This window comes from uncultured Ilumatobacter sp. (genome assembly GCF_963980585.1).
Taxonomy (GTDB): Bacteria; Actinomycetota; Acidimicrobiia; order Acidimicrobiales; family Ilumatobacteraceae; genus Ilumatobacter_A.
In genome coordinates, this window is sequence record NZ_CAXCAM010000066.1 from 1 (window position 1) to 12,273 (window position 12,273).

Here is a 12,273-nt window from a genome sequence, read left to right on the forward strand (position 1 = left end):
TCGTGCAGCAGTCCACCATTGATTACATCAACGACCCGGCTGCCACCAACGAGCTCATCGTTCAGGCCGTCAACGAGTACAACGACTTCTGGGTCTACGACGCAGAACTCGGTGCAGCATCGGTTGCACTGCAGCTCGAACTCGGTCTGGTCAGCAATGGCCCGGACGCCACGCTTGGCAACTTCGATGAGAACCGGCTGACCGGCTTCATCGAGATCGCGGGCCCGGTGTTCGGCGTCGAGGGGCTCACGCCCGCCGACCTGGTGACCAACGAGTACATCGACGCATCGATCGGACTTCCCGTCGAGGCCGTCGAAGAGCCCGAAGCCCCGGCAACCACCGAAGCCCCGGCTGACGCACCCAGCGAGGAATTTGTCGGCATCGTGCAGTCCGACCCAGCGACCTACACCGAGTACGTCACACAGCTGGGACTGTTCGGTGATGAGGCCCTGGGCTTCCTCGACGCACCTCACACGGCTCCGTCAGCGACACCGCTGCGCGCTGCTGGCGACACGCTGCTGGCCAGCTTCCCTGCCGACGCCGCCGAAGCTGATTCACTGTTGCTCCAGACAGTGATGGCAGGTTTCAACAGCGCACTCCAGACGTCAGAAGACGGCGACGCAGCAACCGCTGTAGCCGAACTGCTCGGCCTTCAGGCCGACGCAACCGCCGTCGGTGGCCTGATCCTCGTCGCTCTCGGAGCTGCGTAGCTCACATCGAGATACCGACAATGTGATTGATCATATCGGTGCGCTCCTCTGGTCCTCGTGGCCTGAGGGGCGCACCGTTGTGCTTTTTCTGGACAACAGCCCGACGGTGGTGCGCCGCGCGGCCCGAACCTCAGGTCATCGGGAGTTCGAAGGCGGCGATCTCGCCAAGCGCTTCGCCCAACGATTTCACTGCGCCGTCAAACAGTTGCTTTCCGAGTTCCGCGGTGGCCGGAAGCGGGTCACCGATGTGTCCGTCGGGGCCGAAGTCGTTTGACAGCCAGCCGAAGGCAACCGATCCGCCAAACTTGACGTGCTGGTTGTCGGCGAGCTGCTCGGGGACGTTTCGTGTCGCGACCGACATGTCGACCAGTTCGGGGGCGAGATGCAGCATCAGCGATGTTTCGTCAGTTCCGCCGTGAATCCCCATGCCGAGTTCGCCAGCTGCGGAGTGGCCGCCTTGATCGGGTGGAATCGACGGATGGGCCAGGAACGTCATCAGCCCGTGAGCGAGCCGCAATTCGCGGTTGGCGGCTGCAACGAGGGCCGAATTGCCGCCGTGCCCGTTGAGGAACACGAGCTTTCGAGCCGGGGTCTTGGCGATACAGCGGCCGATGTCGTCAAGTACGGCAAGCAGCGTGGACGCCGACAACCAGATGGTGCCGGAACTCCACGCGTGCTCGTTTGACTTCGTGTAGGCCAAAGGAGGAAGCAACCAGACGTCGTGCTGTTCCCCGACCGCATCGACAGCACCTGTCGCGACTCGATCCGCAATCAGGAGATCAGTGTTGAACGGTAGGTGCGGTCCGTGCTGCTCGATGGCGCCAAGCGGCTGCACGATGATGCTCGATGCGCTGAGCGCCTCATCGAGTTGTGGGGCGCGAAGTTCGTCGAGGCGGCGTGATGTTGAAACAGATGACACACGCTCACGTTACGCCGCTGACCCAACCGCGCGGGAGACTGGCGGAGTGAGCGAACAACCCGAGTCACAAACCTTCGATGCCATCGTGGTCGGAGCCGGCCACAACGGACTGGTCACTGCCGCGTATCTGGCGCGGGGCGGCATGAAGACGCTGCTGCTCGAGGCACGGTCGCACGTGGGCGGTACGGCGGCAAGCGAGTCGTTCGGGGGTGCCACGGTCAACATCTGCAACTGTGACCATCTCACGTTTCGCACCACTCCAGTGATCTCCGAACTCGGCCTGGCTGCGCACGGCCTCGAGTACATCGACGTCGAGCCGGCGCAGCACAACATGGCGTGGGACGGCACCCAGGCCAGTGCAAGTTGGTCCCATCATCACGATCTCGAAACGACACTTCAGTCACTCGCAGCTTCGTTTCCCGACGAGGTCGACAACTACCGCCGATACGTCAAGGCCGCGAGTCCAGCGATCAGCATGATCTTCGACGCGGCATCCGAGCCGCCCACGCTCGCCGGGCTCACGAAGCTCGCCCTGCGCAAACGTCTTGCGGGAACACCGACCTTGCTCCGGTGGTCGCGTCGGAGTGCCGCGGACGTGCTGCGGTCGTTCTTCACGACGCCAGCCATCACCGGGCCTGGGGCTCTGACTGGCCCGATGGTCTGGGGGATCTCGCCCGAGTTCGAAGGGTCAGGCTTGGGCGCATTGACCCATGCAATGCGCCACGTGGGCACTGTTGGCCGACCGGTCGGCGGAAGCGGCCAGGTCACCGAAACCCTGCTGGCTTCCTTCATCGCTGCGGGAGGTTCAATCCGCACCGACAGCCCGGTCGCTTCAATCAGTTGCGACGGCGACGCGGTGAGGGGCGTCAGCCTGACCGACGGCACCGGCTTCGACGCTCCCGTGGTCGTCTCGGCCTGCAATCCTCACGACACCTTCTTGAAATGGCTCACAAACCCGCCGGCGAAGGCCGACGATCTGATCCGTCGATGGCGCAATGTGCCCCATGACGAGGGCTACGAATCCAAGATCGATGCGATCCTCACCGCTCCCCCGGTGCTCAAAGGGCATCATCGGCCGCTCGGACCGACCACGGTTATCGCGCCCTCACTCAGCGACATTGATCGCGGCTACCACCTGATGCAGCGCGGCGAGATCCTCGACCGTCCCGGGATGCTCGTCAACGTTCCAACCCTGCTTGATCCGACGATGGCACCCGAGGGTCGTCACGTGTTCAGCCTCGAAGCACTGTTCACGCCGTACGGGTTCCGCGGCCCTGACGGCGCCGGGTGGGCTGATCCGAACCGTCACGGCGCTGAGCCTCGACGTTGGCTCGAGGCATTCGCTGAGTTGTGCGAGCCAGGGTTCCTGGACTCCATTGTCGAATGGCGTGCCATGACGCCAGCGGTCTACGAGTCGGCATTCCATCTTCCGGCCGGACATGCAACGAGCTTTGCTGGCGGCCCGCTCGCTGCTTTCCGCAACCCGAATCCTGAGCTGACAAAGTATGAGACCGCAGTCGACGGCCTCTACCTCACCGGCGCCGCGACATTCCCCGGCGCCGGTGTGTGGGGCGCCAGCGGCCGGAACTGCGCCACCGTCATCCTCGCCCACCGTTCCTAACGCCACAAAACTCCCGAAATGTGTGGGATGAGCGCCGCTGAGCGAACATCACGCCACATTTTTCGGACTGGACTGGGCCGAACTGGACTGGACTGGACCGGACTGGACCGAATGGAGTGGAGTGGGCTCGTTGGAACCGGATGGAGGGGTGGCGGGCGGAATAGGGGGAACGGGCGTACGGTTGAACACATCATGAGATCACCCGGATCATTGAACTTGGGTCGGTACTTCGGAATTCCGGTCCGCGCCCACTGGAGCATGGCGCTTGTCGCTGCACTGTTCGGGGCCAACCTCGCGGCCGCGCTCGGCGTCGTCGCCGGCCTGATCGCCACGCTCGCCTTCTTCATCTCCATCCTTCTGCACGAGTTCGGCCATGCACTGGTGGCGCGTCGCTACGGCGTCAACACCGAGTCGATTGATCTGTGGGCGCTCGGTGGCGTTGCCCGGCTCGACCGTGAGTCGCCCACGCCGAAGGCCGACGGCCTGATCGCTGTCGCCGGGCCCGCAGTCAGCTTGCTGATCGGTGTCATAAGTGTCGGATTGGCATTCCTGTTCCGTTCCAACGTCTTGATCTGGATCGGGTTCATCAACGTCGTGCTCGCCGTGTTCAACATGCTCCCCGGCTCACCGCTCGACGGCGGCCGCGTGGTTCGAGCGGTGCGGTGGGCGCGCACCGGTAACAAGTACCGGGCAATGCGCGACGCTGGCAATGCTGGTCGCGTCCTCGGATGGAGTCTCGGCATCATCGGCGTAGCACTGATGATCCAAGGAATGCAGGGCATCTTCATTGCCGTCACCGGCGTGTTCATTGCGATGAACGCTCGCGCGGAGATCATGGCCTCATACATCGGTGAGCAACTCGATGGCGTGAAGGTCCGCGACCTCACATGGTTCGGCATTGCCCATGCTGGTAGCGACATGGATGCTGATTCGATGATCGATCAGCGGCAACGACTCGGTCATGCCGGGGCGGTCGCGCTCGACGCGAACGGCGACGGCCATGTGGACGGGCTCGTCCTCGAGGATCAGCTGTGGGCCATCCCGTCCGATCAGCGAGCGATGGTGATGCTGACCCAGCTGATGACGCCCTTCAGCACACTGGCCAAGGCTGGGCCAGACGATGATCTGTCGTCAGTGCTCCCCCGCGTGAACCCGACGAATCCACTCGTCACCGTCTGGAACGGCGACAAACTCCTCGGTATCGTTCCCGCCAAGCGGCTTGCCGAACGATTGCAACTGGCTCAACAGCGAGCTTTCAGCAACTGACGCTGCTGGTGAGGATCAGGCGTCTTTGACGGCCCAGTCGCGCTTGGCGACGGGATCCTTGTCGCTCCAGGGGAAATTGATCCACTGATCGGTCCGCTTCCACACGTAATCGCATTTCACGACAGAGTGCGACTTCTCGTAAATGCAGGCAGTGCGGACTTCGCCAACTTTGCCCTCACAGAATTCTTCGACCGACTTGAGGGTATGGCCCGTATCAGCGACGTCGTCAACGACAAGAATCTTGCCGTGTGACAGGTCGACAAAATCGGGAGCCGGCGGGAGGATGCGCGGGACTTCAAGACGCTCGTCCACGCCGGTGTAGAACTCGACGTTCATTGTGTAGACGTTCTTGATCGAGAGGGCGTACCCAATGGCCCCTGCCGGGAGCAATCCGCCCCGGGCGATTCCGAGAATCATGTCGGGCTCGTAGCCATCGTCGGCCACCATCTGCGACAGCGTTCGTGTGGCCTCACCCAGCATGTCCCAGGTCATAATCTCGCGCTCTTCAGACATGTCTGGGGAACCTACTCGGGCCACACCGGGATGCCGCCATTTCAGAGGCAGATGTCGGCAGGCCGAACGGGAACCCGGTCCAGCGCGGCGTCCACACCTGCTTGAGCGAGCGCATCACGGATGGCAGCCACAACCGCAGGCGTGGAGGAGATACAGGGCGGTTCGCCGACACCCTTCGCGCCAAGCGGGGCAAGCGGGTCAGGCTGCTCGATCAGCGTGGCCAGGACAGGCGGCATGTCGAGGAACGTCGGCAGGAGGTAGTCCGTGAAGTTGCCGTTGCGAATGACGCCATCGACTTGAATGATCTCCTCCATCACCGCCAGTCCCAGCCCCTGGGCGATGCCGCCTTCGATCTGACCGACGACCGAGAGCGGGTTGAGGGCTCGACCCACGTCTTGGGCGGTGGCGATCTGGACCACTTTGACCAGGCCGAGATCGGGGTCGACATCAACGACTGCCCGGTGGGCGACGAAGGCGAACGCGGTGTGGGGATTGCCCTGGCCGTTCTCGTCGATCTCAGTGGTCGGCGGATGCCGGTACTCAACGGTCTCGTCGATGTTCAACCCGGAACATGCCGCAGCGGCGTCAAGGCGTGAACCACTGGTTGGGTCAACGATGTCGGTGCCGTCGATGAAAAGACCCGTCGCGTCCCAGCCGTTGGCGGCGGCCACCTGCTCAAACACGAGATCGCGCACGACTCCGCACGCCTTGTTGACAGCACCGCCACTCATCCAGGTTTGACGCGAGGCCGATGTCGACCCGGCCGAACCAACCTGCGTATCAATCGGATCGATCACTACCGCATCGATGCCCAGCACCGTCCGAGCGATCTGCGGCGCAAGCGTGACGAACCCTTGGCCGACCTCCGACGTGGCGAATTTGAGATGGACGTGGACCCCGTCGGGGCTGTCGACGAGTCGACACCGAGCGGTTGCGTAGTCGTCGAACGCCTCTGAATACATCAGGTTTTTGATCGACACACCCCAGCCGATGCCGCGCACCACGTCGGCCGCATCGGCGGTTCGGCCAGCCCCGCCGGGCAACTTCATCGCGTCCTGGGACCCATCGGGCAGCAGGAGCCCGCCGACGGGCTCGTCGGGGAGTGGCAGGGCACTGGTTGCACGGAGGCACTCCTCGACAGGGGCCACGTTCAACACCGGCTGTCCGGTGATCAACGTGTCGCCAGTCGTCATCGCGTTCCGCAGCCTGATATCGAACGGATCAATGCCGCACGCGGCTGCGAGCTTGTCCATCTGCGACTCGTACGCAAAGCAGGCTTGCACAGCTCCGAACCCGCGCATTGCGCCGCATGGGAGATGGTTGGTTCGCACCGCCCAGCCATCGACCACTGCGTTTGGACAGCGGTATGGACCCTGCGCCAACGTGATCGCATTGATCAGCACCGCTGACGAGGTCGACGCGTACGCTCCCCCGTCGAAGACCATCTTCGATTCGATCTTGACGATCTCGCCGTCGGCGGTGGCGTGGTGGCGCATCCAGATCGACGCAGGGTGACGATGGACGTGTCCAAGGAAGCTCTCACCACGGCTGTACGCCATGCGCACCGGTCGGCTGACTCGTAACGCGAGGAGGCAGCAGTGCACCTGCAGGCTGATGTCTTCGCGCGCGCCGAAGGCGCCTCCCACCCCACCGAGGACCAGCCGCACGTTCTCTTCGTCGAATCCCAGACAGGCCGCGATCTGGTGCCGGTCTTCATGCAACCACTGGGTGGCGACATGCAGTTCAATGCCCTTGCCACCTGAATCCGGGAGCGCGAGTGCGGCTTCAAGGCCGAGAAACGCCTGATCTTGCATGCCGATCTCGTACGTGCCCTCGATGACGACGTCGCCAGTCGCTGCCGCGTCCCCGTGGACGATCCGCTGGTGACGGATCACGTTGCCGTCTGGGTGAATCGGGTCGCGCATGCCACTGATTGCTTCGTCAGCGTCAAGCAACGGAGTCAGCACCTCGTACTCGACCACAATCGCTTCCATGCCGCGGCGAGCAACCTCGGGGTCATCGGCTGCAAGCGCCGCGACTGGCTCACCGACATAGCGCACCACGTCGGAGGCAAACACCGGTTGATCTTGCGAGATCAGCCCATAGGTCAACTGGCCGGGGACATCGTCGGCGGTGACGATTGCTTGCACGCCGTCGATCTTCCACGCAGCGGAGAGGTCGATCGACAGAATGCGGGCGTAGGGGTGTGGCGAGCGCAGCGTCACACCGAACAGGCAGCCGTCTGCGGAAATGTCCGAGGAGAAGGCGTATGTGCCTTGCACCTTCTCGACGCCGTCAGGACGCGTCGGAGACGTGCCCAGCGCCCCGTGTCGCGGCGTCGTCGTGGTGGTCTGGTCGATCACGCTCATGTCGATGCTCCCAGCTCGCCACCGGCGGATCGTCGGGCGACCGCGACTTGCTGAACCGCATCGATAATTCGGCCATAACCGGTACAGCGACACACGTTGCCTGCCAGTTCCTCACGAATCTCGGTGTCGCCTGGCTCGGGCGAGCGGTCAAGTAAATCATGGACTGCCATGATCAACCCCGGCGTGCAAAACCCGCACTGCACCGCACCAGCGTCGACGAATGCCTGCTGCACATCACTTGGAGCACCGACGGGGGCGACGCCTTCGACAGTCGTGATGGCCTGCCCCGTCGCGCTTGCAGCCATGACGAGACACGAGCAGACGAGTTCGTCGTCGACGAGCACGCTGCACGAACCGCACTCCCCCTGTTCGCATGCGCCCTTCGCGCCCATGAGGCCGAGGCGGTCGCGGAGGACGTCGAGAAGGTTCTCGCCGAGCCACGAATCGCGGACCTCGCGGTCCTCGCCGTTGACATGCAACGTGAAGATCTCATTCATAACGATGCTCCTGCTCGCCGCGCGAGCCGTTTGGCCAAGACCCCAACGGCGTGTCGGCGGTATTCGGCAGTTGAGCGGTGATCGGTGATCGGCCGGCTGGCCGCAGACACACTGGCTGCGAAACGTTCGAGTGCATCGGCGGGCGCCGTGAGTGTTGCCCAGTCAATCGATGATGCGAGCAATTCTTCAGCGTCGGGACAGCGCAGAATCGTCGGCCCGACGGATCCGAGGGCCACGGCAACGCGCTCGTGTGTGCGGTCGACCACCAGCGCGACGCTCGCGACCGCGATCACCATGGCATTACGTACCCCCACCTTCGCATAGCCCTGCCAGCCCTCGACAACAGGAAGCGTGATCTCGGTGATCAGCTCGCCCGGCTCGATGGCGGTGCGCTTGACGCCGACGATGAAGTCGGTCACCGCCATTGTTCTGCCACCGGCCGCCGACGCGAGCGTGAGCTTGGCGTCGAGTGCGGCGAGGACGGGCAGACCGTCGCCTGCCGGCGAGGACGTCCCAAGGTTCCCCCCGAGCGTTCCGGCGTTGCGAATCTGTGGGGAGCCGACGGTACGCGAGGCCTCGGCCAAAGCCGGTGCGAGCGACGCAATCGGTTCATGCATCAGTTCGGTGTATGTGACGCCAGCGCCGACGGTCAGCGTCTTTGCCGCCGGGTCGTGTCGCCAGGACCGCAGGGCCGCAATCCGGTTCACCGCGACGACCGACGCGTTCGGCCGTCGGTGCCCGTCGTTGATCTCGACCATCGCGTCGGTACCGCCTGCGAGCACCATCGCACCGGGATGGTGCGCCAGCAGCGCCGTTGCCTCGTCGATCGTGGTGGGGTGCATCACCGGCATGCGTCAACTGTACAAAACGTTAAGCACTCAACGACGTGACCTTGCTCGACAACGGAGACTTTTCGCCGCCTGATCAGTCGATAATAAGCCGGTAAAAAATGCGGACAGACTTCACACCCTTGAGATCAGCCTAATTGCGACGGTACGCATGATCTGCGCAGTACAGACGTCTTGCGCCTACTTCTGATCGGCGGACGCAACATCTCATGGTGCAACATCGACCAGGGTTTCCGCTGCACATCTCCGTGAAGTTGACCGATCGACCTGCCGTCGTTGAGTCAACTTGTAAAGGTTCTCGCTCGTATCTGGTCGATTTAGTAACTCCCGCAAGTCGCTGAACAAGTCCAAGTTGTACACAACGGCTCGGGGGCTTTGGTTTTCAAATCAACACCGTGACTGAATTGGGCTCAGTGAATTCAATTTTTGATCGTTCAGTAGCTCCGAGCTACGAGCGATTAGGCGTATGGACAGTGGCGGCAGCCAGATGAGCAACAGAAATTGCGTGATGCAAGAAAGTCCGACGTGAAGACGCTGAATCCGCTGATCGGATCAACGTACGTCGGCACGCCGCAGTCGAGGGCAGCGTCATGGCGGGCGAGTATCTCTGTGGCATGCGGGTGCGCTGGGGCGAGCCGCCGAGGGTCTGGGTGCCGTCTCCAGTTTTCTCGACGCTGAGGCGTCGTACCCGTCGAATCACTGCACACTACGGCAGTGTCGCTGATTCGGATCGATGAGACAACTTCGGATTCACCAGCAGATATTTGTTGTCTCTAAATTTCTCTAATCCGCATTGAGTGTCCTGCGTTGCAACCGTCTACAGTGGAAGGGAGTGACGACAGTCATGACTTTCATTCACGAGTCCGAGGGGGAATTCAATGACGGCACGATCGTCACGAAGTGCGAAAACGATAAGTGTTGCAGCGTTGGTGAGTTTTTCACTCGTCGCTGCAGCATGCGGTAGCGATAGCGATAGTTCGAGCAGCGACGCGACTCCCGCTGCGACGGAAGCTCCAGCCGAGGACGAAGCTCCCGCCGACACCGAAGCTCCAGCCGAGGACGAAGCTCCAGCCGAGGACGAAGCTCCAGCCGAGGACGAAGCTCCCGCCGAGGACGAGGCCGAGGCCGTCCCGACCCAGGGCGGAACGCTTCGCTATGGCCTTGAGGCTGACGTCAACGGCATCAACCCGGCCTCTTCATCGCTGTCGTCACCCGGCCTGATGATGGCCAACGCCGTGTTCGACACGATCACTGCTTTCACGCCCGATGGCACGGTCGTCCCGTACCTCGCCGAATCAGTCACGCCGAACGAAACCTTCGACGTCTGGACCGTGAAGCTTCGCGAAGGCGTCACCTTCCACGACGGGACGCCCCTTAACGCAGAAGCTGTCCAGGTCAACTTCGAGACGCAGCGTAACGACCCGCTTGTCGGTCTCGCCGTCCGACCGTTCTTCCCTGCGGAAGGCGCGATCGAACTACTCGATGACCTCACGATTCAGTTCAACCTGATCGCAGGTGAAGGAAACGCCTATCTTGACGGTGTTTTCGCCGGCCAACTCGGGATGGTGGCATCGCCGACCTGGCTTGCTGCGACGCTGGAGGACCCAACACTCAATCAGGCCCCTGTCGGCACCGGACCGTTTTTGTTCGACAGCCGCTCAGAGGATTCGATTACCAAGTTTGTTCGCAACGATGACTGGTGGGGCGGCGACGTCTACCTCGATGCCGTCGAGTTCCTGCCTGTGACTGATCCCGATACTCGCAATGAACTTCTGTTTAATGGCGAGATCAACGCCCTGCAGACCACCAACCAGGCATCGGTCGGCGACCTCCAGGACGACGATTCGGTCCAGAACCTCATTGATGAGAACGGCGAGGAATCCTTTGCCATGATCAACACATCTGTTCCACCATTCGACGACATCCGTGCCCGCGAAGCGCTTGCTCAGGCAACACCGTTGCAGAACTACCGTGACCTGATCGGGCTCGGCATTGCCAGCGATGCAAACCAAGGCTTTACGGAAGAAAGCAAGTACTACAACCCCGACGTTGTGCAGCAGGGCGACAATCCTGAACGGGCTCTTGAACTCGTTGCCGAATACTGCGCTGAGAAGGGCACTGACATCAACACCGTTCTTGGCGAGTCGACTGCTACGTGCACCGATGGCAAGATCAACATCGAACTGCAGTGGAGCGGCCCATCCGTCGTTCAGACCCGTATCGCCGAGATACTCGACGAGGGTTGGGATAATGCGGGCTTCAACGTCAGCTTTGACGAGTTGCCTCAGGATGAGCACATCTTGCAGACCGCGTTCGCCCAGTACAACGTCAACACATGGCGTCAGTTTGGCGCTACCGATCCGTCAGGCGACAACGTCTGGTTGTTGTGCCGCTCGATCAGCGGCATCTCCCTCAACTGGCCCCGTCTCTGCGACGAAGAGCGCGACGCGCTTCTACTCGCTGCACAGCTTGAAACCGACGAGGCAGTACGCATCGGCCAGTACCAGGAGCTAGCGCAGAAGGTTAACGACGCTTTCACGTACATCTTCTTCACTCACACCATCTGGGACAACGCTTTCGCCGAGGAAGTGCGCGGTGTGTGCGATCGCACTAACGCTGACGGCGAACCGCTCCTTTGCGCCACCAACGGTCGGACATGGTTCGACTCGGTGTACATCGCGAGCTAAGCCAGATCGTTCCACGCTCGCTACACGAGAAAGCCACTGAGAAACCGATTTGAAACAATATTGGCTTCAACGGCTAGGGGCAGCCATCGGGCTGCTCCTAGCCGTCAGTGCGCTCACGTTTGGTGCAATGAACTTGTTGGGTGATCCGCTCTTCAACATCCTCGGGCCCACCGCGGCGAGTACGACGCCGGAGGACCTTGAGATCATCGCTGCAGCCGAGGCGGAGTACAACCTCGACGACCCACTGCCCGTCCGGTACGTCAAATGGGCTAGCGCATTCATCACCGGCGACTTCGGAGTGCAGTTCAGCAGTGATGGGCAGCCTCCCGTAAGCGATCTAATCAAGGAACGTCTGCCCCGCACCTTGATGCTTTTAATCATGGCCCAGACAATGGCGATAATGGTCGCCGTACCTTGGGCCTTACTAGCTGCGTCAAAGGCGGACAAAGCTGTCGACAAGATCTCGACAATCACGGCGTTCCTTTTCATAGCGGTGCCAAACGTCGGCCTCGCTGTGATTCTGAAATACCTGTTTGCGTTGAAGTTCTCAATCTTTCCGTTGATCTATAACGCTTCCGATCCATTTTGGTCCAGGGTCTGGCAAATGATGCTTCCAGCGATCTCACTGGCGCTTCCAGCAGCTGCGATATATCAACGCTTGTTGCGAACTGACCTCATTACCACGCTGCAAGAGGACTACATTCTCACTGCGAGATCCAAAGGGGTCTCCAAACGCAATGTGTTGTTCAAGCACGCCTTGCGGCCATCACTTTTTTCTTTCATCACCATCGTCGGCATCACCACTGGGGCACTACTTGGAGGGTCCCTGATTGTCGAGCAAGT

10 protein-coding genes and 1 pseudogene are annotated in these 12,273 nt (G+C 61.7%); 5 read left to right on the top strand and 6 right to left on the bottom strand.

Annotated features, from left to right (window positions below; translation table 11 throughout):
* Positions 1-710, top strand: a pseudogene (locus ACH2DW_RS14410) (hypothetical protein); the annotation flags it as partial.
* Between the two features lie 130 nt (positions 711-840).
* Here ACH2DW_RS14410 and ACH2DW_RS14415 read toward each other — a convergent pair.
* Entirely contained in the window at positions 841-1,629 is a 789-nt protein-coding gene (locus tag ACH2DW_RS14415) for a creatininase family protein (RefSeq protein ID WP_394930442.1), read from the bottom strand.
* 46 nt (positions 1,630-1,675) lie between these two features.
* On the opposite strand from ACH2DW_RS14415, the gene ACH2DW_RS14420 reads away from it, so the two are divergent.
* Positions 1,676-3,250, top strand: coding sequence for a phytoene desaturase family protein (locus ACH2DW_RS14420; RefSeq protein ID WP_394930443.1), 1,575 nt, complete (start codon positions 1,676-1,678; stop codon positions 3,248-3,250).
* A gap of 192 nt (positions 3,251-3,442) precedes the next feature.
* Positions 3,443-4,516 carry a site-2 protease family protein gene (locus ACH2DW_RS14425; RefSeq protein ID WP_394930444.1) on the top strand — a complete coding sequence of 358 codons (1,074 nt, stop codon included), beginning with the start codon at positions 3,443-3,445 and terminating at the stop codon, positions 4,514-4,516.
* Positions 4,517-4,531: 15 nt separating this feature from the next.
* On the opposite strand, the gene ACH2DW_RS14430 is transcribed toward ACH2DW_RS14425, so the two are convergent.
* The 5 genes from ACH2DW_RS14430 to ACH2DW_RS14450 all read right to left on the bottom strand — a co-directional run bounded on the left by ACH2DW_RS14430 (position 4,532) and on the right by ACH2DW_RS14450 (position 9,450).
* Complete coding sequence (locus tag ACH2DW_RS14430) at positions 4,532-5,029, bottom strand: phosphoribosyltransferase (protein WP_394930445.1); 498 nt, start codon at positions 5,027-5,029, stop codon at positions 4,532-4,534.
* A 41-nt stretch (positions 5,030-5,070) separates the two neighbouring features.
* Complete coding sequence (gene pucD / locus ACH2DW_RS14435) at positions 5,071-7,398, bottom strand: xanthine dehydrogenase subunit D (RefSeq protein ID WP_394930446.1); 2,328 nt, start codon at positions 7,396-7,398, stop codon at positions 5,071-5,073.
* A complete protein-coding gene (locus ACH2DW_RS14440) occupies positions 7,395-7,895 on the bottom strand; it encodes a (2Fe-2S)-binding protein (RefSeq protein WP_394930447.1) in 501 nt (166 codons plus the stop codon). The genes pucD and ACH2DW_RS14440 overlap by 4 nt, the downstream gene beginning before the upstream one ends.
* The gene (locus tag ACH2DW_RS14445) at positions 7,892-8,746 is read right to left on the bottom strand and encodes an FAD binding domain-containing protein (RefSeq protein ID WP_394930448.1); all 855 of its coding nucleotides are present in this window, start codon (positions 8,744-8,746) and stop codon (positions 7,892-7,894) included. Before ACH2DW_RS14445 ends, ACH2DW_RS14440 begins: the two co-directional genes overlap by 4 nt.
* A gap of 455 nt (positions 8,747-9,201) precedes the next feature.
* Positions 9,202-9,450, bottom strand: a complete 249-nt coding sequence (locus ACH2DW_RS14450; protein WP_394930449.1) for a DUF5522 domain-containing protein — start codon at positions 9,448-9,450, stop codon at positions 9,202-9,204.
* A gap of 222 nt (positions 9,451-9,672) precedes the next feature.
* Between ACH2DW_RS14450 and ACH2DW_RS14455 the strand changes: the two genes are divergently transcribed.
* Both ACH2DW_RS14455 and ACH2DW_RS14460 read left to right on the top strand, forming a co-directional pair.
* Positions 9,673-11,430, top strand: coding sequence for an ABC transporter substrate-binding protein (locus ACH2DW_RS14455; RefSeq protein ID WP_394930450.1), 1,758 nt, complete (start codon positions 9,673-9,675; stop codon positions 11,428-11,430).
* A 127-nt stretch (positions 11,431-11,557) separates the two neighbouring features.
* On the top strand, positions 11,558-12,273 hold a 716-nt coding region (locus ACH2DW_RS14460), incomplete at its 3' end, for an ABC transporter permease (protein WP_394930451.1).

Excerpts from the sequence above, each read along its gene's own strand:
- ACH2DW_RS14425 (WP_394930444.1), top strand. The coding sequence starts at position 3,443 with ATGAGATCACCCGGATCATTGAACTTGGGTCGGTACTTCGGAATTCCG.
- ACH2DW_RS14430 (WP_394930445.1), bottom strand. The coding sequence starts at position 5,029 with ATGTCTGAAGAGCGCGAGATTATGACCTGGGACATGCTGGGTGAGGCC.
- pucD (WP_394930446.1), bottom strand. The coding sequence starts at position 7,398 with ATGAGCGTGATCGACCAGACCACCACGACGACGCCGCGACACGGGGCG.
- ACH2DW_RS14440 (WP_394930447.1), bottom strand. The coding sequence starts at position 7,895 with ATGAATGAGATCTTCACGTTGCATGTCAACGGCGAGGACCGCGAGGTC.
- ACH2DW_RS14445 (WP_394930448.1), bottom strand. The coding sequence starts at position 8,746 with ATGCCGGTGATGCACCCCACCACGATCGACGAGGCAACGGCGCTGCTG.